Source organism: Pseudomonas sp. BMS12 (genome assembly GCF_001592875.1).
Taxonomy (GTDB): Bacteria; Pseudomonadota; Gammaproteobacteria; order Pseudomonadales; family Pseudomonadaceae; genus Aquipseudomonas.
The window spans coordinates 180,660-204,434 of the sequence record NZ_LSOF01000007.1 but is presented as its reverse complement, the minus strand read 5'-3'; the positions used below and the strand labels follow the sequence as shown (position 1 = coordinate 204,434).

The window sequence follows — 23,775 nt, the reverse complement described above, 5'->3', positions numbered from 1 at the left end:
CATCATTGCCCGTAGATCTGCTCCGGTAGCCAGGTGATCAGGTCCGGCCAGATGTAGGCGATGACCAGCATCAGGATCTGGATCAGGATGAACGGCAGCACGCCCTTGTAGATGGTGCTGGTCTGCACGCTCGCCGGGGTGACGCCGCGCAGGTAGAACAGGGCGAAGCCGAACGGCGGGGTGAGGAAGGACGTCTGCAGGTTCAGTGCGATCATCACGCCCAGCCAGATCGGGTCCAGCCCCATGGCCAGCAGCACCGGCCCGACGATCGGCACCACCACGAAGGTGATCTCGATGAAGTCGAGGATGAAACCGAGCAGGAAGATCACCAGCATCACCACGAAGAAGGCGCCGAGCACGCCGCCTGGCAGCTGGGCGAACACGTCCTCGATCAGCACTTCGCCGCCGAAGCCGCGGAACACCAGGGAGAACAGCGAGGCGCCAATCAGGATCATGAACACCATGGCGCTGATTTCGGTGGTGCCATAGGCCACTTCCTTGAGCTGGGTGAAGCTAAGCTTGCGCTTGCTCAGGGCCAGGACCATGGCGCCGACGGCACCCAGCGCGGCCGCTTCGGTGGGGGTGGCGTAGCCGGCGAGGATCGAGCCGAGCACGGCGGCGATCAGCGCCAGCGGCGGGATCAGCGCGCTGAACAGCTTGCCCCACTCGATCGGCCCGAGCTCTTCCTGCGGCAGGGCCGGCAATTTCTTCGGCTGGAAGATGGCCACGCCGATGATGTACAGGATGTACATGCCGACCAGGGCCAGGCCTGGCAGCAGGGCGCCGACGAACAGGTCACCGACCGAGACGGTCTTAGGCGAGAAAATGCCCATCTTCAGCTGTGCCTGGGAGTAGGCGCTGGACATCACGTCGCCCAGCAGGACCAGCACGATGGACGGTGGGATGATCTGTCCCAGGGTGCCGGTGGCGGCCAGGGTGCCGGTGGCGATGGCCGGGTCGTAACCACGACGCAGCATGGTCGGCAGGGCCAGCAGGCCCATGGTCACCACGGTGGCGCCGACGATGCCAGTGCTGGCGGCGAGCAGGGCGCCGACCACGCAGACGGAAATCGCCAGGCCGCCGCGCAGGGTGCCGAACAGGCGCGACATGGATTCCAGCAGGTCTTCGGCGACCCGTGATTTCTCCAGCATCACGCCCATGAACACGAACAGCGGCACCGCCAGCATGGTCTGGTTGTTCATGATGCCGAACAGGCGGTTGGGCAGCGCGTGCAGGTAGGTACCGTCGAACAGGCCGGCGGCCATGCCGATGCCGGCGAACAACAGGGACACGCCGCCCAGGGTGAAGGCCACCGGGTAGCCGGCCATCAGGGCCAGACAGATGCTGACGAACAGCAGAATCGCCATCAACTCAGCCATGCTTCACCTCCGGCGCAGGGAGCTTGCCGGCCAGCACGTAGCCGTAGCGGATCAGTTCGGCGACGCTCTGCAGCACCAGACTGATGACCAGTACCAGGATGATGCTCTTCTGCAGGTAGACGAAGGCCAGGCCGCCGGACTCGCCGGACTGTTCCAGGGTCGACCAGGAGGCGCTCACGTAGTCCCAGCTGTTCCAGCCGAGGAACAGGCAGAACGGCAGCAGGAACAGCAGGTTGCCGAGTATCTCCACCAGCGCCTGCCGGCGGGCGGGGAAGTTCTGGTAGAAGATGTCCACGCGTACGTGGCCGCCACGCTGCAGGGTCCAGGCGGCGGCGCCCATGAAGACCATCGCGTGGCCGTACATCACGGCTTCCTGCAGGGCAGTGGCGCCGATGCCGAAGCCGTAGCGCAGGATCACGACGATGGCGGTGCCGATGACGAGGAACAGGGTTAGCCAGGCGCAGGCCCGGCCGAGAAAGGCATTGGCGGCGTTGAGCGCCTGCGCGATGCCGAGGAGCGGGGTGTTGGAGGCGGACATCGTGGGTCCTTCTTGTTCTATGCGTGGGCAAGGCAGCGGCCGCTCGTGGCGCCCGCAAGAGTGCTGCGCGATTGCGCGCAGGCGGGCGATTCTCGCAGCCGGGCCCGCGAGCGGCAATCTACCTACGACTTTAGTCGAAGCGGCTAGGCTTGAGAGTCGGCAGGCCCTAATGTGATGGGGCTCAGTCTGCCCCGAGCGATCCTCTGGTCAGACCACTTGAACCTGGCGCGCTATGGTGAGCCGGGTTCCTACAACAATAAGGAGTCTTGCATGAAACGTCGTGACATCATTGCCGCCGCCGGTGTGGGCCTGGCCGCCACCGCGCTCGCCGGCTGCAACAAGCAGACCGAGGCGAACTGCGAGCCGCAGAAGGGCGGCGGTGGAGAGACCTTCACCTGGAAGATGGTGACCTCCTGGCCGAAGAACTTCCCTGGCGTGGGCGTGGGCGCCGAGCGTTTCGCCAAGCTGGTCAACGAGATGAGCTCCGGCCGCCTGACCGTCAAGGTCTACGCCGCCGGTGAACTGGTCCCCGCCCTGGAAGTGTTCGACGCGGTATCCCGCGGCACCGCCGAGATGGGCCACGGCGCGCCTTACTACTGGAAGGGCAAGGTGCCGGCCGCGCAATTCTTCTGCGCCCTGCCGTTCGGCCCCAACGCCGCCGAGATGAACGCCTGGCTGTTCAAGGGCGGCGGCATGCAGATGTGGGAAGAGGTGTACAAGCCATTCGGCGTACTGCCGATCCTGTGCGGTTCCACCGGCGTGCAGACCGCCGGCTGGTTCAACAAGGAGATCAACTCCCCGGCCGACTTCGAAGGCCTGAAGATGCGCACCCCGGGTCTGGGCGGCGAAGTGCTGACCAAGATGGGCGGCACCGTGGTCAACCTGCCGGCCGGCGAGATCTTCACCGCCCTGCAGACCGGCGCCATCGACGCCACCGAGTGGATCGGCCCGTACAACGACCTGGCCCTGGGCCTGCACAAGGCCGCCAAGTACTACTACACCCCGGGCTGGCAGGAGCCGAACGTGACCTTCGAGCTGGACGTCAACCTGAAGGCCTGGGAAACCCTGCCGGCCGACCTGCAGGCCATCGTCCGCGCTGCGGCCCGCGATGTGAACGCCGACATGCTCGACGACTACAACGCGCGCAACATGGAAGCCCTGGAAACCCTGAAGAAGGATGGCGTGGAAGTCCGTCGCCTGCCCGATGACGTCCTGGCCAAGCTGAAGACGGTCGCAGCCGAGGTGGTTACCGCTGCCGCCGCCGCCGATCCGGCTGCGAGCAAGGTGTACGAAGCGCAGAGTGCCTACTTCGCGCGTCTGCAGGAGTACGCCAAGGTGTCCGAGGAGGACATCTACAAGATTCGCGGCTGATAAGCTGCGGGTTAACGCAAAGGCCGGTGGAGCGATCCACCGGCCTTTTTGTTTCTTGGGTGTGTGGATCAGGCCAGCTCCAGGCGCAGCTGAAGCGGGTAGCGGCGAGCGCATGTAGGAAGGGTTGGGCTGGGCGACAGTCCGCGGCCTCTGCCTTGGCCGCGACGCTTCTGTGCGGCTTGAGTCGCGGCCAAGGCCCCTCCTGCGAAAAGCAAGAGCAGCGCGGGTGGCGGATATGGCTCTGTGGGAGCGGCTTTAGGCGCGATGCTCTTCAGCCGGGCCATCGCGGCTAAAGCGGAATGCCGCCCAGCCGCTCCCACAAATGCTCAGAGCCCTTCGCTCCACAGGCTCAGGCGCAGGTCATGGCTGGCGCCCGGGGCCAGTTCGATGCAGTCGTCCCAGACGTTGGCGGTTTCTATGCAGAGCATGCGCTGCCAGGCATCGTCGGCGAATTGCGACAGGCGCTGGGCCTTGTCGATCCAGGGATTCCACAGCACCGCCGAGCGCGAGCCTTCGGCCTGCAGCAGGATGCGTCGGTTCCAGCCATTGTCGACCAGAGCCAGGCGCTGCGGCACGTCCAGGTAGATGCGGTCGGTCTCGCCGGTGAACTGCAGGGCGCCCTGCTGGCGGCGCTCCTGCCAGTCGTCCAGGGTCTCGATGTAGCGGCAGCCGTCCAGGCCCAGCACGCTGGTCTGGCGGATGTCGCTGACGGCGAAATAGCTGTGCAGGGCCTGGCTCAGGTGCAGCGGCTGGCTGCCATGGTTGCGGCTGCTCAGGTGTAGATGCAGGCGCTGGTCGAGGCGGATGTCCAGGCGCAGTTCGGCCGCATGCGGCCAGTGCGGTAGCGGCTGCTGGCGACTGTCGTAGAGAAACTGCAGGGTCACCGCCTCATCCTGCTGCTCGATGCCCAGCAGCTGCCAGTCCAGCCCGCGTACGCCGCCGTGGGCCGGGGCCGTTGCGGGGTCGTCGTGCATCGCCTGCAGCGGCAGCGGGTTGCGTGTCAGGTCGCCGAACCAGGGCCAGCACACCGGCACGCCACCGCGTACCGACTGGCCGGGCTGGTAGGTGGCCTGTTCGCTGCGCCAGATGATCGGGGGCTGCGTGCCCTGCTGGTAATGCAGGATCTGCGCACCCTGCTGGGCTACCAGCAATTCGCTGTCGCCCAGGTGCACGCGCCAGCAGGTCAGCTGATCCAGGTCGAGGCGTTCGATTTGCGCTTGGCTCATGGGCTGTTCTCCGAGGTCATGAGGGCATTTGACCGCAGCACGGAGCAAAGGCCAAGCACCATGAAAAACGCCGACTCGAGGTCGGCGTCGTCTAGCGCGGGTGCTTCAGCCGCGGCGCGGCGGTACCGGGCGGGTGCGGCCGCTACCGTCGATGGCGACGAAGACGAAGACCGCTTCGGTGACCTTGCGCCATTCGCTGGACAGTGGGTCGTCGCTCCATACCTCGACCAGCATCTGGATCGAGCTGCGCCCCACTTCCAGGGCCTGGGTGTAGAAGGACAGCTGCGCCCCTACGGCAACCGGCACCAGGAAGGCCATGCGATCAATGGCCACCGTCGCAACCCGGCCACCGGCGACCTTGCTGGCCATGGCAGTGCCGGCCAGGTCCATCTGCGACACCAGCCAGCCGCCATAGATATCGCCGAAACCGTTGGTTTCGCGCGGCAAGGCGGTGATCTGCAGGGCGAGGTCGCCCTGAGGAATGGGATCATCCTGTTCGAGTTCGATCATGGCTGGTTCTGCCCCCGGTTTCTTATGCTTGGATGCGGCGCACGCCGCGCAGTATATAGGGCCGGGCGATATAGCACGACCGCCCGGTCCGGCTTTTGCGCGGCAATTCTGCGTATTCATCGAACTGTAACAATCCCTTCATAGAGTGTTCATGCGGCCTGCAGATACTTGGGCCCGTTCCATCCAACCCCTTCCTGCTAGGAGCAAGGCATGAAACTCAAGCGTTTGATGGCGGCCCTGACCTTTGTCGCCGCTGGCGTAAGCGCCGCTAGTGCGGTTGCCGCTATCGACCCGGCTCTGCCGACCTATGAAAAGACTTCCGGTGTATCGGGCAACCTGTCCAGCGTCGGCTCCGACACCCTGGCCAACCTGATGACCCTGTGGGCCGAGGACTACAAGAAGCTCTACCCGAGCGTGAACATCCAGATTCAGGCTGCCGGTTCCTCCACCGCGCCGCCCGCTCTGACCGAGGGTACCTCCAACCTCGGCCCGATGAGCCGCAAGATGAAGGACAACGAGCTGCAGGCCTTCGAAGAGAAGTACGGCTACAAGCCGACCGCCATTCCGGTGGCCATCGACGCCCTGGCCGTGTTCGTGCACAAGGACAACCCGATCAAGAGCCTGACCATGGCTCAGGTCGACGCCATCTTCTCCGGCACCCGTCTGTGCGGCGAAGCCAAGGACATCACCAAGTGGGGCGACGTCGGCCTGACCGGCGAGTGGGCTGGCAAGCCGGTTCAGCTGTTCGGTCGTAACTCGGTATCCGGCACCTACGGCTACTTCAAGGAAGAAGCCCTGTGCAAAGGTGACTTCAAGGCCAACGTCAACGAGCAGCCGGGTTCGGCTTCCGTTGTCCAGTCGATCTCCAGCACCCTGAACGCCATCGGCTACTCGGGCATCGGCTACAAGACCTCCAGCGTCCGTGCCGTACCCCTGGTCGACAAGAACGGTGTTGCCGAAGAGGCCTCCGAGGCCAACGCTCTGGCTGGCAAGTACCCGCTGTCGCGCTTCCTCTACGTTTACGTGAACAAGGCGCCGAACAAGGCTCTGAGCCCGCTGGAAGCCGAGTTCGTGAAGCTGGTCCTGTCCAAGCAGGGTCAGGAAGTGGTGGTCAAGGATGGCTACATCCCGCTGCCGTCCAAAGTGGTCGAGAAGACCAAGAAAGACCTGGGTCTGTAAGCGATCCGAGGCCGCGCCGGGCCTGACCCGGCGTGTTCTGTCTGCGCCCGCTACTCTGTCGAGTCGCGGGCGTTGTCACGTCACTCGGCTGTAATCTTTCTGTCACACAAGGTGGATAGATTGAGGGCCCTGTACTTTCAGCGGTCCATCCGCGCCTGAGATTTCCTCATGAACGACTTGGCCAACAACAGCATGAGCGCTTCCGCGAATAGCCACCGCCTGGATTTCAATACCCCGGCTCTGCAACGCAAGCGGCGCATTCGTGCGCTGAAGGACCGATTGACGCGCTGGTACGTGTCCATCGGTGGTCTTGCGGTACTGGGTGCCATCACCCTGATCTTCTTCTACCTGGCCTATGTGGTCATGCCGATCTTCTCCGGCGCCGACCTCGAGGCGCGCAAGCTGCAGCAGCCTGCCTGGCTGAGCAGCCAGGGCGAGGCCCTGTTGCTGGGCCTGGAGGAGCAGGACAAGGTCGCCATGCGCCTCAACCGCGACGGCCTGGTGCAGTTCTTCACGCTCAAGGACGGCAACGCGCTGAATCAGACTCAGCTGCCGCTACCGGCGGGTGTCGGCATTGCCTCCATCGGCCAGGACCAGCCCGGCAGCCGCCGTACGGCCCTTGGCCTGTCCAACGGTCAGGTCCTGGTATTCGAGCTCGACTACAAGGTCAGCTACCCGAACAACGTCAAGACCATCACGCCCGGGGTCAGCTATCCCCTCGGCGAGGAGCCGATCACGCTCGACGAGCAGGGGCGCCCGCTGGAGCATGTGGCGATCAGCCAGAACAGCGGCAGTGTGATGCTCAGTGGCAGCACCGGCAGCGAGTTGCAGGTGCTGTCGATCGCCCGTGAAGAGAACATGCTCACCGGCGAGACGACCCTCAGTGAGGCACGCCTCGCCCTGCCGCAGATCGCCGAACCGATCAAGGCGTTGAGCATCGACCCGCGCCAGCAGTGGCTGTTCGTGTTCAACGGCAAGGCCACCGCTGACGTGTTCGACCTGCGCAGCAAGAGCCTCAATGGTCGCTACAAGCTGCTGAGTGGCGAAAACGAGGTGACTGCGGTGAGCCCGCTGCTCGGCGGCATCTCGCTGATGGTCGGCGACAGCCAGGGCGGCATCACCCAATGGTTCATGGTTCGCGATGCCGACGGCAAGTCGGCGCTGACCCGCATCCGTGACTTCCAGCTGGGCAGTGCAGCCATTACCCAGATCGTGCCGGAAGAGCGGCGCAAGGGCTTCATCGCCCTCGATAGCAGCGGCCGCCTGGGCCTGTACCACAGCACCGCACACCGTACGCTGCTCACCGAGCAGGTTGCCGAGGGCAGCACCGTCGCGGCCATGTCGCCGCGCGCCAACCGCATCCTGGTCGAGTCGAAGAACGGCCTGCAGCGCTTCGTGGTCGACAACCCGCACCCCGAGGTGTCCTGGAGCGCGCTGTGGGGCAAGGTCTGGTACGAGAACTACGACGAGCCCAAGTACGTCTGGCAGTCGACGTCGGCCAACTCCGACTTCGAGCCCAAGCTGAGCCTCTCGCCGCTGACCTTCGGCACCCTCAAGGCCGCCTTCTACGCCATGCTGCTGGCCGCTCCGCTGGCCATCTGCGCGGCCATCTACACCGCCTACTTCATGGCCCCGGCGATGCGCCGCAAGGTCAAGCCGGTGATCGAGCTGATGGAGGCGCTGCCGACGGTGATCCTCGGCTTCTTCGCCGGCCTGTTCCTGGCGCCCTATGTGGAGGGCCACCTGCCGGGCATCTTCAGCCTGCTGTTGCTCATGCCGATTGGCGTGCTGGCGACGGCCTATGGCTGGAGCCGCCTGCCGGAGCGCGTGCGCCTGCTGGTGCCGGATGGCTGGGAGGCGGCGCTGCTGATCCCGGTGATCCTGCTGGTCGGCGCCTTCTCCCTGAGCATGAGTGGTCACCTGGAAAACTGGTTCTTCGGCGGCGACATGCGCCTGTGGATCAGCAATGACCTGGGCATCCCGTTCGACCAGCGCAACGCCCTGGTGGTCGGTCTGGCCATGGGCTTCGCGGTGATCCCGAACATCTTCTCGATCGCCGAAGACGCCGTATTCAGCGTGCCCAAGAGCCTGACCCAGGGCTCTCTGGCTCTCGGCGCCACGCCCTGGCAGACCATGACCCGGGTGGTCATCCTCACCGCCAGCCCCGGCATCTTCTCGGCGCTGATGATCGGCCTCGGCCGTGCGGTCGGCGAGACCATGATCGTGCTGATGGCCACCGGCAACACCCCGGTAATGGAGTTCAACATCTTCGAGGGTCTGCGCACCCTGGCCGCCAACGTGGCGGTGGAGATGCCGGAGTCCGAGGTGGGTAGCAGCCACTACCGCGTGCTGTTCCTCTCCGCACTGGTGCTGTTGTCCTTCACCTTCGTGATGAACACCCTGGCGGAAATCATCCGTACCCGCCTGCGCAAGAAATATGCGTCGCTCTGAGAACTGGGAAGGTAGATGTCCGTGAAAACCAAAGAGCAAAACTTCAAGGCCTGGTTCAAGAGCGGCGCCCCCTGGGTCTGGATGACCGGTGGTGGCGTGTCCCTGGCAGTGATCATGACCGTCAGCCTGCTGGGGGTCATCGCCGTGCGTGGTCTCGCCCACTTCTGGCCGGCGGATATCGTCGAGGCCCGCTACCAGGTGCCCGGCGAGGCTGCCCGCGTGGTGGCCGGCGAGCTGGTACAGGCCGAGGAAGTGCCGCGTGCACGTCTGGCCGCCGCCGGCCTGCCGGTGGACGTCAAGGGTGGCGAGTTCATGACCCGCGAGCTGCTCAAGGTGGGTAACCGTGAGGTTTACGGCGCCGACTTCAGCTGGGTGGTGGCCGAGTGGCTGAGCGATTCGCACAAGCCGAGCAACATGGTGGCGATGGAGCGTCGCGAGTGGGGCAACTTCTACGGCTACCTGGTGGATGTTCGCGAGAATGGCCAGGTCGTGGCCGAGGGCGATGCCGCCTGGGCCGAGTTGCAGCAGCGCCTGCAGCGCAGTGGCGAGCTGTATGAGCAGCTCGAGCACCTGCAGAAGAAGGACATCAGCGCGATCAACCATGGGCTGGAGCGCCTGCGCCTGGACACCCGCAAGCTGGAGCTCAAGGGTGGGCTGGACGCCGCCGCCCAGGCCGACCTGGATGCCCGCCGTGCCGAGCTGGATGCCCAGTACCAGGTGCTGGAGAAGCAGCTGGTCGAGCTCAACACCGAGGCTGGTCGCGATACCCTGACCGTGCGCACCGCCGATGGCCGCGAACAGCAGATGGCGCTGAGCAAGATCGTCCGTGCCTACCAGCCCAACGCCATGAGCCTGTTCGGCAAGCTCGGCTTCTACTTCGCCAAGCTGTGGGAATTCGTCAGCGACGACCCGCGTGAGGCCAACACCGAGGGCGGCGTGTTCCCGGCCATCTTCGGCACCGTTATGATGACCCTGATCATGGCAGTGATCGTCACCCCGTTCGGCGTGCTGGCGGCCATCTACCTGCGTGAGTACGCCAAACAAGGGCCGCTGACCCGCACCATCCGCATCGCGGTGAACAACCTGGCCGGCGTGCCGTCGATCGTCTACGGCGTATTCGGTCTGGGCTTCTTCGTCTACGTGCTGGGTGGTTCGCTGGATCGCCTGTTCTTCCCCGAGTCCGCCCCGGCGCCGACCTTCGGCACACCGGGCCTGATGTGGGCCTCGCTGACCCTGGCGATACTCGCCGTGCCGGTGGTGATCGTTTCCACCGAGGAAGGTCTGGCGCGCATTCCGCGTGCCCTGCGCGAAGGCTCGCTGGCCCTCGGCGCGACCAAGGCCGAGACCCTGTGGAAGGTGGTGCTGCCCATGGCCAGCCCGGCCATGATGACCGGCATGATCCTCGCCGTGGCTCGCGCCGCCGGCGAAGTGGCGCCGCTGATGCTGGTCGGTGTGGTCAAGCTGGCGCCGAGCCTGCCGCTGGACGCCAACTACCCCTACCTGCACCTGGACCAGAAGATCATGCACCTGGGCTTCCACATCTACGACGTCGGCTTCCAGAGCCCCAACGTCGAGGCCGCGCGGCCGCTGGTGTACGCCACGGCGCTGTTGCTGGTGCTGGTGATCGCCAGCCTGAACATGAGTGCGGTGTTCATCCGCAACCACCTGCGCGAGAAGTACAAGGCGCTGGACCACTGATGACTTGCGCCGCCCGGCCCCGTCGGGCGGCATGAATGAATTGTTAGCGTAGGGAGTCTCCCATGCAGCACGAAGTACACACCCACGGTATCGACATGGCCGCCCTCGGCCGGCAGAAGCAGGGCCTCAACCTGGCGGAAGAAACCGTCGCCCTGGAAGTGCCGGGCCTCAACCTGTTCTACGGCGAGAAGCAGGCGCTGTTCGACGTCTCGATGAACATCCCCAAGCAGCGCGTGACCGCCTTCATCGGCCCTTCCGGCTGCGGCAAGTCGACCCTGCTGCGTACCTTCAACCGGATGAACGATCTGGTCGACGGTTGCCGCGTGGACGGCGAGATCCGCCTCGACGGCCACGACATCTACAAGAAGGGCGTGGACGTTGCCGAACTGCGTCGTCGCGTCGGCATGGTGTTCCAGAAGCCCAACCCCTTCCCCAAGAGCATCTACGAGAACGTGGTGTATGGTCTGCGCATCCAGGGCATCAACCAGAAGCGCGTGCTCGACGAGACCGTGGAGTGGGCGCTGAAGAGCGCGGCGTTGTGGGACGAAGTGAAGGACCGTCTGCACGACTCGGCTCTCGGCCTGTCCGGTGGCCAGCAACAGCGTCTGGTGATCGCCCGTACCGTGGCCGTGCAGCCGGAAGTGCTGCTGCTCGACGAACCCTGCTCGGCGCTGGACCCGATCTCCACCCTCAAGGTCGAAGAGCTGATCTACGAGCTGAAGAGCAAGTACACCATCGTCATCGTCACCCACAACATGCAGCAGGCGGCGCGGGTTTCCGATTACACCGCGTTCATGTACATGGGCAAGCTGATCGAGTTCGGTGATACCGATACGCTGTTCACCAACCCGGCAAAAAAACAAACCGAAGACTACATCACCGGCCGCTACGGCTGATGGTGGGTCGCCATAACAATCAACTCGAAACCGGTTTGCATAGGATTCCGCGATGATCAACAAAGACAGCCTCACCCATCACATCTCCCAGCAGTTCAACGCCGAGCTGGAGGAGGTGCGCAGCCACCTGCTGGCCATGGGCGGCCTGGTCGAGAAGCAGGTCAACGATTCGGTCACCGCGCTGATCGAGGCCGACTCCGGCCTGGCCCAGCAGGTGCGCGAGATCGACGACCAGATCAACCAGATGGAGCGCAACATCGACGAGGAGTGCGTACGTATCCTCGCCCGCCGTCAGCCGGCCGCCTCCGACCTGCGCCTGATCATCAGCATCTCCAAGTCGGTAATCGACCTGGAGCGCATCGGCGACGAGTCGAGCAAGATCGCCAAGCGCGCCATCGAGCTGTGCGAAACCGGCGAGGCGCCGCGTGGTTATGTCGAGGTCCGCCATATCGGCGACCAGGTGCGCAAGATGGTGCAGCAGGCGCTGGACGCCTTCGCCCGTTTCGATGCCGACCTGGCGCTGTCCGTGGCGCAGTACGACAAGACCGTCGACCGCGAGTACAAGACCGCCCTGCGCGAGCTGGTCACCTACATGATGGAAGACCCGCGCGCGATCAGCCGCGTGCTGTCGATCATCTGGGTGCTGCGTTCGCTGGAGCGTATCGGCGACCACGCACGCAACATCGCCGAACTGGTGATCTACCTGGTGCGCGGCACCGACGTGCGTCACCTGGGCCTGGCACGCATGCAGGAAGAAGTGCAGGGCACCCGCAGCGAATAAGGGCGCAAGGCGCCTCTCGCGTGCCTTGCGTTGGCCTTGGGCCATCACCCCGGACTATGCTTGTCGGCATTGTTGCCGGGAGTGGTCGATGAGCAAAGTCAGTGTGCTGGTGGTGGACGACGCCACCTTTATCCGTGATCTGGTGAAGAAGGGCCTGCGCGACAACTTTCCCGGTATCCAGATCGAGGAAGCGGTGAATGGGCGCAAGGCCCAGCAGCTGTTGGGTCGGCAGGCGGTCGACCTGATCCTCTGCGACTGGGAGATGCCGGAAATGTCCGGTCTCGAACTGCTCACCTGGTGCCGTGGAGAGGAGGCGCACAAGATCACGCCCTTCATCATGGTCACCAGCCGTGGTGACAAGGAGAACGTGGTGCAGGCCATCCAGGCCGGCGTCTCCGACTACATCGGCAAGCCCTTTTCCAACGAGCAGCTGGTCACCAAGGTCAAGAAGGCGCTGCACCGTGCCGGCAAACTCAAGGCCCTGACCGCCAGCGCCCCGCCGAAGATGCTCAGCACCGGTGCCTTCGCCAACGACTCCCTGGCCGCGCTGACCGGTGGCAATGCCGAAGTGATCAAGCCCGCGGCCAAAGCCGCCGCCAGCCCCGCTGCCGCTTTCGCCAAGCCGGAAGCGGCCAAGCCCGCCAAGGCGGCCGCCGCGCCCAGCGGACGTGGCCAGGGCCAGCTGCGCCTGCCGGGTGGCAGCATGGCCTGCGTGATCAAGGCGCTGAGCCTCAAGGAGGCGCTGCTGGTGGTCAAGCGCACCGAGTTGCTGCCGCAGGTGCTGGAAAGCGCGGTGCTCGATCTGGAGCAGGGCGAGGCGGCGGAAACCGCACGCCTCAACGGCTACCTGCATGCGGTGGCGGCACTGGAGCCCAAGCCGGACAGCGAATGGCTGCAGCTGACCTTCAAGTTCGTCGATAAAGATCCGCAGAAGCTTGATTACCTGTCGCGCCTGATCGCCCGTGGTACGGCGCAGAAGCACTTCAGTCCGGGCGCCTGACAGGCGCCCGGGGCGCGTCGCAATACGCCCAATCCAGCGCCGATCGAGTTGTGGAAGCGTGAAGCTCCTCGTGAGCTGTGGCGTGGTTCAGCAGGTCGAGAAGCAGGCGCCTTTCGTCGGATAGCGTCGCTTTCCCCGACGAAGCCTGCCGATTGCCGCACAGCCTAGGCCCCCGAGGCTCGCGACCGTTATCCGGCGCTGCTAGTCTTGCCAGTCCCGGATACCAATAACCATTAAATCCGAGACGTTATGCTAGGGCGTTCATTCATTTTCTGCGCGCTGTTGCTGGCCTGCGGCCAGGCCAATGCGCTGACCATCTACAAGTATGTCGACAAGCACGGCACGGTCACCTACAGCGACCAGGCCGTGCCTGGCGCGCAGGTGTTCGTGTTCCGCGACCGCATGGTCGAGAAGCTCGACAATCTGGTGAAGCTGGAAACCAAGAAGCATGCCGCCGGCGAGACCCTGCTGGTGCGCAACGATCTGTACGCGCCAGTGGAAATCGAGCTGCGCCTGGACAAGGTGGTCAACGCCGCCGGTGCGCCGGATGAGCCCATCCGCTGGGTGCTGCCACCGCGCAGCAAGATCCGCCTGGTCACCCTGGCGCCACAGGACGCCGGCAAACCGATGAAGTACAAGCCGCGCCTGCGCTACGCCATGGGCGACCCGCGCCTGCAGCCGCTGGTCTACCGCTACCCGCTGCCCTGGCGTGGCGGCCCGTTCAAGCTGACCCAGGGCGCCAATGGCAAGTACAGCCACTTCACCCCCAAGGGGCGTTACGCCATGGATATCGCCATGCCCGAGGGCACGCCGATTCTCGCTTCGCGCAGCGGCATGGTGGTGAAAACCGAGAACCGGCAGAGCGGGCGCGGCAACAACCCTTCCGGCAACTATGTGCGCATCCTGCACGACGACGGCACCATGGGTGTCTACCTGCACCTGATGCGCGGCTCGGTGAGCGTGCATGAAGGTCAGCGCGTGGCTGCCGGTACGCCTATCGCGCGCTCCGGCAATACCGGCAACAGCACCGGCCCGCACCTGCATTTCGTGGTGCAGCGCAACGTCGGCCTGGCGCTGGAGTCGATCCCCTTCAATTTCGCTCAGCCGGTCGACAGCCTGCCCAATTTTGCCGTGGGTGGCGAATAGCCATTACGGTCGACTTGCGTGTCGTGCGGATTGCGGCGATGGTTAGCACACTGCCGCGTCGAGGGAAGCGTAGTTGCCAATCCGCCTGCTTTTCCTGCTGTTCTGCCTGCTACCCAGTCTGGGTAACGCCGCTGCATTGGAGCTGCGCGAGGACTTTTCTGCACTGCGTCTGGCCTCCCAGCTGGAATACCTGACGCCTGACGAGGAGCTGGATTTCGCCGCCGCCAGCCAGGCAACCGGCTGGCAACCGGTCCCGGGTTCCTCGCTGAGCCTCGGTCGCCAACCAGGCGCGGTGTGGGTACGCATGCAACTGCATAACCGCTCGCCGCGCAGCGATTGGCGCCTGCTGGTGGAGTGGCCGATTCTCGACCTGATCGAGCTGCGCACCCTGGACCCTGCCTCCGGCCAATGGGGGCCGCTGCTACAGGCCGGCGACCACCTGCCGCTCAGCGCCTGGCCGCAAGCCACGCGTCAACCGACCTTTCCCCTGCAACTGCCACCCGAGCAAACCCGCTGGGTCTACCTGCGTCTGCACAGTGAGGAAAATCTGGTGGCGCCCATGCAGTTGCTGACGGTGGAGGCCTTCGACCGTCAGGAGCTGACCCAGCGCATGCTGCTCGGGCTGTTCTTCGGGGCGATGCTGGCCGTGCTGCTGTACAACGCCAGCCTGTTTCTGTTCACCGGCAGCCGCAGCTATGTCTGGTACACCGTTTACCTGCTCGGCGTGGTGGTTTACGAACTGGCCCTGAGCGGTTTCGGCATCCTCTACCTGTGGCCCGAGCTGGGGCGGCCGGCGGCGATGATCTACGGGGTTTCGGCGATCTGGAGCTTCCTCGCGGCGACCATCTTCGTGCGCAGCTTCCTGCGCATTCCGCATTACGGCGGCTGGGTGCTGTGGGCCAACAACCTGTTGCTGGGCTACTGGCTGCTGGCCCTGGCGCTGCTGATGCTGCGCCCGCACTGGCTGTACTGGATCGGCGTCAATCTGGTTGCGCTGTTGAGTTGTGTGGTCGCCGTGGCCACCGCGATCAGCCTGTGGCGTCGCGGCAATCGCTCGGCGCCCCTGTTCGCGGTGGCCTGGGGCTTCCTGATCTTCTGCACCCTGGTGCATGTAGCCGCCCTGCAGGGTGCCTTGCCGGTGAACCCGCTGACCCTGCGTATCCAGACGCTGGGTTTCTTCGCCGAATTCGTCCTGCTCTCGGTGGCCCTGGCCGAACGCATCAACAGCGAGCGCAAGGCGCGTATCTCGGCGCAGAGCGACCTGATCGGCGAGCGTGAGGCGCGCCTGGCCAGCCAGCAGCAGCTCCTGGAAGAGCAGGCCAGAGCCAACGAAGAGCTGGAGCGCCGCGTGCTGGCGCGTACCGCCGAGCTGCAGCAGTCGACCCGCGAACTGGCCCAGGCCAACGCCGAGCTGACCCGTCTGAGCAATACCGATGCCTTGACCCAGCTGGCCAACCGCCGCCATTGCGATCAGCAGCTGGCGCAGCAGGAGAACGAGCCGCTGGCGGTGATGGTGATCGACATCGATCACTTCAAGCGCATCAACGATACCTATGGCCACCCCTTCGGTGATCGCTGCATCGCGGCCGTCGCCGAGGTGCTGCGGCATAGCGCGCGGCGCAGTGGCGATCTGGCGGCGCGCTATGGTGGCGAGGAGTTTTTCCTGCTGCTCAGCGGCGCCTCCTGCGAGGCAGGGGCGGCGCGAGCCGAGCAGATCCGCGCCGAGGTGGCGGCGCTGCAGCTGCACTACCGGGGTACGCCGGTGCAGTTGACGATCAGCGTCGGTCTGGCGTGCCACGATGCCCAGGGCGAGCTGCACATGCAGGCGTTGATCGATGCCGCGGACCAGGCCCTGTACGCGGCCAAGGCCGCTGGGCGCAACCAGGTCTGCCGCGCCGACCGAGCATGACCCTTGGTCGGGTGACGGTGAACGTGCGGGTTATGGCGTTAAGGTGAAAAGCACGCCCACCCGCCGTTCGCGGCGTCATCTGAGCGAGGCCAAGACCATGAACAATCTGCACTGCACCTATCGCGATCATGCCATCAGCGCGGCCATCATCGAGCACCCAGGCATTCCTACGCCCTGGGCCGCAGGCTGCAAGATCACCCTGCCGGATGGGCATGCTACCCGGCGCATCCCGCTACCGGTGAAGAACGCCTTCCTGGCCGATCTGGACAGCGCCCAGCGGGCCTCCCTGGCCCATGGCAAGTGGCTGGTGGATCAGCATCTGGATCGCGGCCTGGCGCTGCACTGACAGCGCGCCGGGCTGGGCTCAGTCCAGGCGCAGCACCTTGGCCAGGACGATCTTCGGGCCTTTCATCTTCTTGACGATGATGCGCAGGCCTTCGGTCTCCAGCACCTCGTCCTCGTCCGGGACGCGATTCAGCGCTTCGTAGACCAGCCCGGCCAGGGTTTCCGCCTCGAGGTGGTCGAGGTCGATGCCGAGCAGGCGCTCGACCTTGAACAGCGGGGTGTCGCCGCGTACCAGCAGCTTGCCCGGCTGGTACGCGAGCACGCCGCGCTCGGCCTTGTGGTGCTCGTCCTGGATGTCGCCGACCAGCACCTCCAGCACATCTTCCATGGTCAGGAAACCGACCACCTTGCCGTCGGCCTCCTCGACCAGGGCGAAGTGTGCGCCGCCCTGACGGAACTGCTCCAGCAGGTTGGACAGCGGCAGGTGCTTGCTGACCCGCTCGATCGGCCGCATCAGCTCGGCGATGTTGAACTTGGATGGCAGCATTTCCAGGAGGCTGAGCTGCAGCAGCAGGTCTTTGATGTGCAGCACGCCGACGAAGTTGCCGGCGGCTTCGTCGTACACCGGGAAGCGGCTGAACTTGTGGCGGCGGAACAGGTTGAACAGCTCGTCGAGCTTGGCGCCGAGGTCGATGTACACCAGGTCCTCGCGCGAATTGGCCCAGTCCACCACTTCCAGCTCACCCAGCTCCACGGCCGAGGCCAACACACGCATGTCCTGGTCGCTGGGGTCGCGGGCGCGACTGGAGTGCAGGATCAGCTTGAGCTCGTCGCGGCTGTAGTGGTGCTCGTGGTGCGGCCCTGGCTCGCCCTGGCCGGCGATTCGCAGAATGGCGTTGGCGCTGGCGTTGAGCAGGTAGATGGCCGGATACATCAGCCAGTAGAAGGCGTACAGCGGCGCGGCGGTCCACAGCGACAGCAGCTCGGGCTTGCGGATCGCCCAGGACTTCGGTGCCAGCTCGCCGACCACGATGTGCAGATAGGAAATGATGAAGAAGGCGAAGAAGAAGGCGATGCCGTGCACCAGCTTCTCCGACTCGATGCCGAGCATGCTCAGCAGCGGCGTGAGCAGTTCGGCGAAGGCCGGCTCGCCGACCCAGCCGAGACCAAGAGAGGCCAGGGTGATACCCAGCTGGCAGGCCGACAGGTAGGCGTCCAGCTGGCCGTGTACCTTGCGCAGGATGACGCCGCGCCAGCCGTGCTGTTCGACGATGGTTTCCACCTTGGTCGCGCGCAGCTTGACCATGGCGAACTCGGCCGCAACGAAGAAGCCGTTGAGCAGGACGAGAAAGAGGGCGAACAGGACGAGGCCGAGATCGGCGAAGAGGGTGGGGGCGGAAAGGTTCGTGGAGGGGTCCATGGAGGGGCTAGATGGCTAAAGACCGCACAAGGGTGGCGGCTGCCGTCGACTATTGCAAGCCGGCGGCAGTCAATTGCGGCGGTTCAGCTGCTGCAGCGGGAAGTGGCAGGTAAAGGTGCTGCCTTTGCCCATCACGCTGCTGATGTCCAGGCGCGCGCGGTGGCGCAGCAGCACATGCTTGACGATGGCCAGGCCGAGGCCAGTGCCGCCGGTGCTGCTGGCGCGGCTGGAGTCGACCCGGTAGAAGCGCTCGGTCAGACGCGGCAGGTGCTTGGCCTCGATGCCGATGCCGCTGTCGGCCACGCTGAAGTGGCCGCCCAGTTCGTCGCCCCACCAGCGGATGCGGATCTCGCTGTCCTCCGGGCTGTACTTCACCGCATTGAACACCAGGTTGGAGAAGGCGCTGCGGAGTTCGGCCTCGCTGCCCTTGAGGCGCAGGCTGGCGTCGGCTTCCAGGCTGATGCGGTGGTTGCGGCTGCCGGACAGGGCCTGGGCGTCGTTCTTGATGGACAGCAGCAGCAGGTCGACGGCCACCGGCTGGTTGTCCGAGGGGTAGTCGGTGGCTTCCAGCTTGGCCAGCAGGAGCAGGTCATTGAGCAGGCTCTGCATGCGCGCGCCTTGTTGCTGCATCTGCTGCAGGGCGCGCAGCCAGCGTGGATTGACGTCTTCGACGTTGTCCAGCAGGGTCTCCAGATACCCGGCGATCACCGTCAACGGTGTGCGCAGTTCGTGGGACACGTTGGCGATGAAGTCCTTGCGCATTTGTTCGAGCAGATGCAGGCGGGTAACGTCGCGCACCAGCATCAGGTGTTCGCGATTGCCGTACTGGGTGATCTGGAACTGCAGCTGTTTGCGGTCGTCGGCCGGCGACGGCAGATCCAGGGGCTCCTGAAAGTTGCCGGTCTCGAAGTACTCCTTGAAGCCCGGGTGACGCACCAGGTTGGTGATGGTCTGGCCGCTGTCCTGTGGCGTCTTCAGCCCCAGCAGTTGCTCGGCGGCGTGATTCCACCACTCCAGATTGCCGTCGGCATCGAGCATGACCACGGCATCGCGCAGGGCCGCCGTGGACTCCTGCACGCGATCGATCACCGCCTGCAGCCGGCCGCGCACACGCTGGTCGCGGCGCTGCAGGTGGTAGATGTTGTCGAATACTTCGCCCCACAGGCCGTAGCCTTCCGGTGGCGCCTCATCCGGTTGGCGAGTGCGCAGCCAGTGGTGCAGACGCAGCAGTTGCTTGATATGCCAGAGCAGGTAGGCGCCGAGGCCCAGGACCAGTGCCCAGGCATACTGGCCGCTGATCAGGCCGAGCAGTCCGCAGGCCAGCAGGATCAGCAGCAGATGGCGCATGACCGCGCCCCGCCAGTTCGAATTCACCTATCGCGTCCTTACTCTGGCTACGCCGGGATCAGCTTTTGGTAGAGAAACGATACCCGGTGCCGCGCACCGTTTGTACCAGGTTCTCGTAGGCCTCGCCGAGCGCCTTGCGCAGGCGGCGGATATGCACGTCGACCGTGCGCTCCTCGACGTAGACGTTGCCGCCCCACACCTGGTCGAGCAGCTGGCCGCGGGTGTAGGCGCGCTCCTGGTGGGTCATGAAGAACTGCAGCAGGCGGTATTCGGTGGGGCCCATCTCGGCCGGCTTGCCGTCGATGGTCACGCGGTGGCTGATCGGATCGAGCAGCAGGCCGCCGACCTCGATCGGCGCCTCGCTGTCGCTAGGTCCGGTACGGCGCAGTACCGCCTTGAGGCGGGCGACCAGCTCGCGCGGCGAGAAGGGCTTGGTGATGTAGTCGTCGGCGCCGACTTCCAGGCCCTGGATCTTGTTGTCCTCTTCGCCCTTGGCGGTGAGCATGATGATCGGGATGTCGTCGGTCAGCTCGTCGCGCTTGAGGCGGCGCGCCAGTTCGATGCCGCTGGTGCCGGGCAGCATCCAGTCGAGCAGGATCAGGTCCGGTTTGCGGTCGACGATCAGGGCGTGGGCCTGCTGGGTGTTTTCCGCCTCCAGGCAATCGTAGCCGGCCATCTCCAGGGCCACTGCGATCATCTCGCGGATGGGAGCTTCGTCGTCAACGATCAGGATGTTCTTGCCAACCATGGGTCGAGCCTCGGGTCGTTCTGTCTTGCGCCGCATTAGATAACGGAATTATTGCAGCGATGTGACAGCCCTGCGGCACGCTCGGCTACCTTAATGCGTAATCCACCAGAATGCCGACGAAGATCGCCAGCCCGGCCCAGTGGTTGTGCAGGAAGGCGGCGAAGCAGGCCTTCGGTTCGCGGTTGCGCGTGCTCCAGAATTCCCAGGCGAAGCAGGCCGCGGCGGCGAACAGGCCGAACAGGAACCAGAGTCCTAAGCCAAAGCGCGTGCCGGCCATGGCCAGGCACAGCAGGGCCAGAACCTGCAGGCTGAGGATGACGACGCGGTCGGCCTCGCCGAACAGGATGGCGGTGGATTTGACGTCGATCTTCAGGTCGTCCTCGCGGTCGGTCATGGCGTAGTAGGTGTCGTAGGCCACCGTCCACAGCAGGTTGGCGATATACAGCAGCCAGGCCTCGGGTGGCGGCAGGTGCCCAGTCACGGCGCTGAAGGTCATCGGCATGCCCCAGCTGAAGGCCGCGCCCAGTACCACTTGCGGGTAGTAGGTGTAGCGCTTCATGAAGGGGTAGCAGGCGGCCAGAGCCAGGCCGCCGAACGACAGCAGAATGGTGGTCAGGTTGGTGAACAGCACCAGGATGAAGCTCAGCCCCACCAGCACGGCGAACAGAATCAGCGCCTCGCGCGGCGTCACCCGGCCCTCGGCCAGCGGGCGGGCCTTGGTGCGCGCGACATGGCCGTCGAAGTTGCGGTCAGCATAGTCGTTGATCACGCAACCGGCGGCGCGCATCAGCAGCACGCCGACCACGAAGATGAACAGCAGCTTGAAGTCCGGCACACCCTTGCTGGCGACCCACAGGGCCCAGAGGGTCGGCCACAGCAGCAGGTAGATGCCGATCGGTTTGTCCAGGCGCATCAGCTGGATGAAGTCCCAGCTGCGTGGGTGCAGGCGATTGAGGGCGAGCAGAAAGGACTGGTACATCGGCGGCCTCCGGACGAAGTGCGCCGATTATACGGGCGGGTGTCGCTCTGGAGGAGCGAGCTCTGTTCGCGAAGCGGGGCGGTCCGCACAAATTCGCGAGCGGAGCGCTTGGTGTCTACTGCTCGGCCTGTGTCCAGAATGCCGGCAGAAAGACCTCGGCGACCAGCACGCCGAGGCCGTCGCGGCGAAAGCACGAACGGCGCCCCCACAGCTGCTCGGCACGTACATCGGTCGGCAGCCAGGCGGCCGGGTAACGACAGACCTGCAGTTCGCCACGGACAAAGGCGCGGTCGCTGAACAGCAGTTCGCCGAGGGAACGGCTACCCAGCTTGCCCAGCTCGAAACCGGAGCCTTCCAGCGCCGTGCGTGCCGCCACGCTGCGGGCGAACACCCAGTTGGCGCCGGCGCCCTGGAGGAACACTTCGCGCACCCAGCCCTGGCTGCCGCTGGGCACTTGCAAGGCTGTGCATTCATCCTGGCGCAGGTTCTGCCAACCCTGGTGCAAGGGCTGTACGGCGAAGCGCCCGGCGCTCAGTGCCGTCAGACGGCGCGTCAGCGAGTCCTGATCGAACAGCCAGTTGCGCAGCAACGGTGCGGGGGCGGGGTGCAATTGGGCGGCGCTGAGCCAGCGAGGCGGGTGGACGAGCACGGGCAAGGGTTGGGTCGGCTGCGGAGGCGGCGAGCTTAGCACGGCGGGCCGCGGCGCCGAACACTTGCGCTGTGGCGCCCATATCAGTACAAAGCCTGCTGAATTTTTAACCAGGGCAAGGTCCGCCAGAGGCCGCCCGTGATGAGGTAGAGCATGAAGAAGTGGCAATGTGTGGTCTGTGGTCTGATCTATGACGAGAGCCAGGGTTGGCCCGATGACGGCATCGCCGCCGGCACCCGCTGGGAAGACGTACCGGCCGATTGGCTGTGCCCGGACTGCGGCGTGGGCAAGGCTGACTTCGAGATGATCGAGATCGGCTGATTAGACAGGTTCAAGACAAACGGCGGCCCTCGGGCCGCCGTTTGTGTTTCCGGCACGGACGTTCTGTTCTTTAGTCGCAGATGGCGTGTATGGCGGCTGTTCTGTCTGGAACGCCACGTTTTTGCCCCGGCAAACTGCTCGTCAGTACTGGCGCAGTACCGGATGGCGTGCCATTCTCCCCTGGTCTGCCGCAGCGCAGAGCCGTTGCGGCGCCTTTGGCGCTGTTCTGGACGGACAGCACGGACACAACAACAACAAACCGTCAAAGAGGCATCTATGCGTAAACCTGAACTCGCCGCGGCAATTGCCGAAAAGGCTGATCTGACCAAAGACCAGGCCAACCGCGTACTCAACGCCGTGCTCGAAGAAATCACCAGCGCGCTGAACCGCAAGGACAGTGTCACTCTGGTCGGCTTTGGTACTTTCCTGCAGCGCCACCGTGGTGCCCGCACCGGCAAGAACCCGCAAACCGGTGCACCGGTGAAGATCAAGGCCAGCAACACCGTGGCTTTCAAACCGGGCAAATCCCTCAAAGACGCCGTCAACTGAGCCAGCTCCGACCCGGAGCCCAAGGCTCCGGGTCGACCCTCCGCTACCCGCCCGCCTTCAGGATGTAGTCGCCCGCGCAAACCGCTACAATGCGCCGCCGATTTCCCCTACCCGTGAGGCCGCGTGCCATGAAATTCCGCTTTCTCCTCTGGATGCTGGGCCGCCTGATGGCCAAAGCCAGCCGCAGTAACGCCGACTTTCAGCAGCAGCTGGAGGGCAAGGAGCTGGTATTCCAGTTGCACACCCTGGACGGCAAGGTCGCGCGTCATTACCGGATCAAGGATCAGCGCGTCAGCAGCCATGCGGGTGCCGCCAAGGAGCCGGCCTTCGCCATCGGCTTCAAGGATGCCGTCTACGGCTTTGCCACCATGAACGCCAAGAACAAGCAGCTGGCCTTCATGCAGGGCATCCAGAACAAGGACATCCAGATCCAGGGCAACCCGGCGCTGGTGATCTGGTTCCAGGGCCTGCTCAAGCATGTGGTGCCGAAGAAGAAAAAGCCCAGCGAGCTCAAGAAAGCGGCCTGAGTCGCGTTCCCCTGTGGGCTCATGTCGCTAAGCTGGCCCCTTTGGATGGAAGTCCCGTTATGCGCCTGTTTTCCGCCTTCGCCCTGCTGTTTTCGCTGAGCCTGCCGGCCCAGGCTGCAGACGCCACGCTCGAGCGCGTGCTGGAGCTGGCGGGCGTGCAGCTGCTCTGCGAGCAGACCTTGCCACTGCTGCAGCGCGGCATGAACCCCGAGCAGCAGAAGGCTCTGGCGCCGCTGTTTGCCGCCGGCCCGCTGTGTGCCGACCTGGCCAAGCAGGTGGCGCCCAAGCTCAAGCCGCAGCAACTGGACGCCGCCTTGCAGTTGCTCGATAGTCCGCTGGCCCGGCAGTTCACCGCTGCCGAACGAGCGGTGGGCGAGGATGGCGGCCTGGCCGCCTACCGCCTGCAGCTGCAGGAGCGCCCGCCACGCCAGGCCCGTCTCGACCTGGTGCGGCGCCTGGACCAGGCGGCGCACACCACCGAACTGGCCACTCTGTTGCGTTACGAAGTGGGCAAGACCCAGGCGCTGTTGGCTCTGCGCGCCCGTGGTGGCGATCTCGACGAGAAGGCCCTGGCCGAGCAGACCGCAGCCCAGTTGGCGCCGTTGCGTGCTTCCAGCGCCAGTGGCGTGGAGGCCTTCATGCTCTATGCCTACCGCACCACGCCCAGCGACCAGCTCGACGAATACGCGACGCTGTACGAGCAGGCGCCGCTGCGCGCCGTGCTCGAGGCCAGCGCCAAGGCTTTGCCCGAGCTATTCGCCACGCGCCGCGCGCAGCTCAAGTAGAGAGTGGCGCTCACGAGAAAGCCCTGAGAGCGGCCTCTCTTGCGCGGCTGAAGCCGCTCCCACAAAAGACAGCAATGAAAA

23 protein-coding genes are annotated in these 23,775 nt (G+C 65.0%); 14 read left to right on the top strand and 9 right to left on the bottom strand.

All coding sequences use genetic code 11. The features are described from left to right. Window positions 1-2: 2 nt before the first annotated feature. Both AYB31_RS08440 and AYB31_RS08435 read right to left on the bottom strand, forming a co-directional pair. Window positions 3-1,379, bottom strand: coding sequence for a TRAP transporter large permease (locus AYB31_RS08440; protein ID WP_068827644.1), 1,377 nt, complete (start codon window positions 1,377-1,379; stop codon window positions 3-5). Beyond that, on the bottom strand, window positions 1,372-1,917 hold the full coding sequence (locus tag AYB31_RS08435) for a TRAP transporter small permease subunit (protein ID WP_068827642.1): 546 nt from the start codon (window positions 1,915-1,917) through the stop codon (window positions 1,372-1,374). The genes AYB31_RS08440 and AYB31_RS08435 overlap by 8 nt, the downstream gene beginning before the upstream one ends. Before the next feature lie 270 nt (window positions 1,918-2,187). On the opposite strand from AYB31_RS08435, the gene AYB31_RS08430 reads away from it, so the two are divergent. After that, complete coding sequence (locus tag AYB31_RS08430; protein ID WP_068827641.1) at window positions 2,188-3,288, top strand: TRAP transporter substrate-binding protein; 1,101 nt, start codon at window positions 2,188-2,190, stop codon at window positions 3,286-3,288. 326 nt (window positions 3,289-3,614) lie between these two features. Here the strand turns inward: AYB31_RS08430 and AYB31_RS08425 are convergent, their stop codons facing one another. Next, window positions 3,615-4,514, bottom strand: coding sequence for a D-hexose-6-phosphate mutarotase (locus AYB31_RS08425; protein WP_068827639.1), 900 nt, complete (start codon window positions 4,512-4,514; stop codon window positions 3,615-3,617). A gap of 105 nt (window positions 4,515-4,619) precedes the next feature. Then, window positions 4,620-5,024, bottom strand: coding sequence for an acyl-CoA thioesterase (locus tag AYB31_RS08420; RefSeq protein WP_068827638.1), 405 nt, complete (start codon window positions 5,022-5,024; stop codon window positions 4,620-4,622). Between the two features lie 210 nt (window positions 5,025-5,234). Here AYB31_RS08420 and AYB31_RS08415 point away from each other — a divergent pair, with 210 nt between their 5' ends. The 9 genes from AYB31_RS08415 (at window position 5,235) to AYB31_RS08375 (ending at window position 16,430) form a co-directional block, all read left to right on the top strand. Then, window positions 5,235-6,203, top strand: a complete 969-nt coding sequence (locus AYB31_RS08415; protein WP_068827636.1) for a PstS family phosphate ABC transporter substrate-binding protein — start codon at window positions 5,235-5,237, stop codon at window positions 6,201-6,203. 168 nt (window positions 6,204-6,371) lie between these two features. Beyond that, window positions 6,372-8,654 (top strand): ABC transporter permease subunit, encoded by a 2,283-nt coding sequence (locus tag AYB31_RS08410; RefSeq protein WP_068827635.1) that lies wholly within the window; start codon window positions 6,372-6,374, stop codon window positions 8,652-8,654. Between the two features lie 81 nt (window positions 8,655-8,735). Then, window positions 8,736-10,352 (top strand): phosphate ABC transporter permease PstA, encoded by a 1,617-nt coding sequence (gene pstA, locus AYB31_RS08405; protein WP_442961797.1) that lies wholly within the window; start codon window positions 8,736-8,738, stop codon window positions 10,350-10,352. A 62-nt stretch (window positions 10,353-10,414) separates the two neighbouring features. Then, window positions 10,415-11,248, top strand: a complete 834-nt coding sequence (gene pstB, locus AYB31_RS08400) for a phosphate ABC transporter ATP-binding protein PstB (RefSeq protein WP_068827631.1) — start codon at window positions 10,415-10,417, stop codon at window positions 11,246-11,248. A gap of 52 nt (window positions 11,249-11,300) precedes the next feature. Further along, entirely contained in the window at window positions 11,301-12,029 is a 729-nt protein-coding gene (gene phoU, locus AYB31_RS08395) for a phosphate signaling complex protein PhoU (RefSeq protein ID WP_068827628.1), read from the top strand. A gap of 88 nt (window positions 12,030-12,117) precedes the next feature. After that, on the top strand, window positions 12,118-13,029 hold the full coding sequence (locus tag AYB31_RS08390; protein ID WP_068827626.1) for a response regulator: 912 nt from the start codon (window positions 12,118-12,120) through the stop codon (window positions 13,027-13,029). A gap of 249 nt (window positions 13,030-13,278) precedes the next feature. Beyond that, window positions 13,279-14,175, top strand: a complete 897-nt coding sequence (locus tag AYB31_RS08385) for a peptidoglycan DD-metalloendopeptidase family protein (protein ID WP_068827624.1) — start codon at window positions 13,279-13,281, stop codon at window positions 14,173-14,175. 73 nt (window positions 14,176-14,248) lie between these two features. Next, complete coding sequence (locus AYB31_RS08380; RefSeq protein WP_068827622.1) at window positions 14,249-16,084, top strand: sensor domain-containing diguanylate cyclase; 1,836 nt, start codon at window positions 14,249-14,251, stop codon at window positions 16,082-16,084. A gap of 97 nt (window positions 16,085-16,181) precedes the next feature. Next, the gene (locus tag AYB31_RS08375; RefSeq protein WP_068827685.1) at window positions 16,182-16,430 is read left to right on the top strand and encodes a hypothetical protein; all 249 of its coding nucleotides are present in this window, start codon (window positions 16,182-16,184) and stop codon (window positions 16,428-16,430) included. A gap of 18 nt (window positions 16,431-16,448) precedes the next feature. Here the strand turns inward: AYB31_RS08375 and AYB31_RS08370 are convergent, their stop codons facing one another. From AYB31_RS08370 to AYB31_RS08350, 5 genes are all read right to left on the bottom strand, one after another. Then, window positions 16,449-17,789 (bottom strand): hemolysin family protein, encoded by a 1,341-nt coding sequence (locus tag AYB31_RS08370; RefSeq protein WP_068827621.1) that lies wholly within the window; start codon window positions 17,787-17,789, stop codon window positions 16,449-16,451. Window positions 17,790-17,858: 69 nt separating this feature from the next. Further along, window positions 17,859-19,136: a phosphate regulon sensor histidine kinase PhoR gene (phoR, locus tag AYB31_RS08365; protein WP_236715522.1), complete on the bottom strand. Its 1,278-nt coding sequence runs from the start codon at window positions 19,134-19,136 to the stop codon at window positions 17,859-17,861. A 58-nt stretch (window positions 19,137-19,194) separates the two neighbouring features. Further along, complete coding sequence (gene phoB / locus AYB31_RS08360; protein WP_068827619.1) at window positions 19,195-19,884, bottom strand: phosphate regulon transcriptional regulator PhoB; 690 nt, start codon at window positions 19,882-19,884, stop codon at window positions 19,195-19,197. Window positions 19,885-19,969: 85 nt separating this feature from the next. Further along, window positions 19,970-20,863, bottom strand: a complete 894-nt coding sequence (ubiA, locus tag AYB31_RS08355; RefSeq protein WP_068827616.1) for a 4-hydroxybenzoate octaprenyltransferase — start codon at window positions 20,861-20,863, stop codon at window positions 19,970-19,972. 115 nt (window positions 20,864-20,978) lie between these two features. Further along, window positions 20,979-21,518 carry a chorismate--pyruvate lyase family protein gene (locus AYB31_RS08350; protein ID WP_068827614.1) on the bottom strand — a complete coding sequence of 180 codons (540 nt, stop codon included), beginning with the start codon at window positions 21,516-21,518 and terminating at the stop codon, window positions 20,979-20,981. 147 nt (window positions 21,519-21,665) lie between these two features. On the opposite strand from AYB31_RS08350, the gene AYB31_RS08345 reads away from it, so the two are divergent. The 4 genes from AYB31_RS08345 to AYB31_RS08330 all read left to right on the top strand — a co-directional run bounded on the left by AYB31_RS08345 (window position 21,666) and on the right by AYB31_RS08330 (window position 23,694). Next, on the top strand, window positions 21,666-21,833 hold the full coding sequence (locus AYB31_RS08345) for a rubredoxin (RefSeq protein ID WP_068827612.1): 168 nt from the start codon (window positions 21,666-21,668) through the stop codon (window positions 21,831-21,833). 276 nt (window positions 21,834-22,109) lie between these two features. Beyond that, entirely contained in the window at window positions 22,110-22,382 is a 273-nt protein-coding gene (locus AYB31_RS08340) for an HU family DNA-binding protein (protein WP_043307679.1), read from the top strand. Window positions 22,383-22,510: 128 nt separating this feature from the next. Further along, window positions 22,511-22,909 (top strand): helicase, encoded by a 399-nt coding sequence (locus AYB31_RS08335; RefSeq protein WP_068827610.1) that lies wholly within the window; start codon window positions 22,511-22,513, stop codon window positions 22,907-22,909. Window positions 22,910-22,968: 59 nt separating this feature from the next. After that, window positions 22,969-23,694 (top strand): hypothetical protein, encoded by a 726-nt coding sequence (locus AYB31_RS08330; protein WP_068827608.1) that lies wholly within the window; start codon window positions 22,969-22,971, stop codon window positions 23,692-23,694. Window positions 23,695-23,775 lie beyond the last annotated feature (81 nt).

Bases quoted from the DNA above. Each gene is read 5' to 3' on its own strand.
- AYB31_RS08440 (WP_068827644.1), bottom strand. From the start codon at position 1,379: ATGGCTGAGTTGATGGCGATTCTGCTGTTCGTCAGCATCTGTCTGGCC.
- AYB31_RS08435 (WP_068827642.1), bottom strand. From the start codon at position 1,917: ATGTCCGCCTCCAACACCCCGCTCCTCGGCATCGCGCAGGCGCTCAAC.
- AYB31_RS08430 (WP_068827641.1), top strand. From the start codon at position 2,188: ATGAAACGTCGTGACATCATTGCCGCCGCCGGTGTGGGCCTGGCCGCC.
- AYB31_RS08425 (WP_068827639.1), bottom strand. From the start codon at position 4,514: ATGAGCCAAGCGCAAATCGAACGCCTCGACCTGGATCAGCTGACCTGC.
- AYB31_RS08420 (WP_068827638.1), bottom strand. From the start codon at position 5,024: ATGATCGAACTCGAACAGGATGATCCCATTCCTCAGGGCGACCTCGCC.
- AYB31_RS08415 (WP_068827636.1), top strand. From the start codon at position 5,235: ATGAAACTCAAGCGTTTGATGGCGGCCCTGACCTTTGTCGCCGCTGGC.
- AYB31_RS08410 (WP_068827635.1), top strand. From the start codon at position 6,372: ATGAACGACTTGGCCAACAACAGCATGAGCGCTTCCGCGAATAGCCAC.
- pstA (WP_442961797.1), top strand. From the start codon at position 8,736: ATGACCGGTGGTGGCGTGTCCCTGGCAGTGATCATGACCGTCAGCCTG.
- pstB (WP_068827631.1), top strand. From the start codon at position 10,415: ATGCAGCACGAAGTACACACCCACGGTATCGACATGGCCGCCCTCGGC.
- phoU (WP_068827628.1), top strand. From the start codon at position 11,301: ATGATCAACAAAGACAGCCTCACCCATCACATCTCCCAGCAGTTCAAC.
- AYB31_RS08390 (WP_068827626.1), top strand. From the start codon at position 12,118: ATGAGCAAAGTCAGTGTGCTGGTGGTGGACGACGCCACCTTTATCCGT.
- AYB31_RS08385 (WP_068827624.1), top strand. From the start codon at position 13,279: ATGCTAGGGCGTTCATTCATTTTCTGCGCGCTGTTGCTGGCCTGCGGC.
- AYB31_RS08375 (WP_068827685.1), top strand. From the start codon at position 16,182: ATGAACAATCTGCACTGCACCTATCGCGATCATGCCATCAGCGCGGCC.
- AYB31_RS08370 (WP_068827621.1), bottom strand. From the start codon at position 17,789: ATGGACCCCTCCACGAACCTTTCCGCCCCCACCCTCTTCGCCGATCTC.
- phoR (WP_236715522.1), bottom strand. From the start codon at position 19,136: ATGCGCCATCTGCTGCTGATCCTGCTGGCCTGCGGACTGCTCGGCCTG.
- phoB (WP_068827619.1), bottom strand. From the start codon at position 19,884: ATGGTTGGCAAGAACATCCTGATCGTTGACGACGAAGCTCCCATCCGC.
- ubiA (WP_068827616.1), bottom strand. From the start codon at position 20,863: ATGTACCAGTCCTTTCTGCTCGCCCTCAATCGCCTGCACCCACGCAGC.
- AYB31_RS08345 (WP_068827612.1), top strand. From the start codon at position 21,666: ATGAAGAAGTGGCAATGTGTGGTCTGTGGTCTGATCTATGACGAGAGC.
- AYB31_RS08340 (WP_043307679.1), top strand. From the start codon at position 22,110: ATGCGTAAACCTGAACTCGCCGCGGCAATTGCCGAAAAGGCTGATCTG.
- AYB31_RS08335 (WP_068827610.1), top strand. From the start codon at position 22,511: ATGAAATTCCGCTTTCTCCTCTGGATGCTGGGCCGCCTGATGGCCAAA.
- AYB31_RS08330 (WP_068827608.1), top strand. From the start codon at position 22,969: ATGCGCCTGTTTTCCGCCTTCGCCCTGCTGTTTTCGCTGAGCCTGCCG.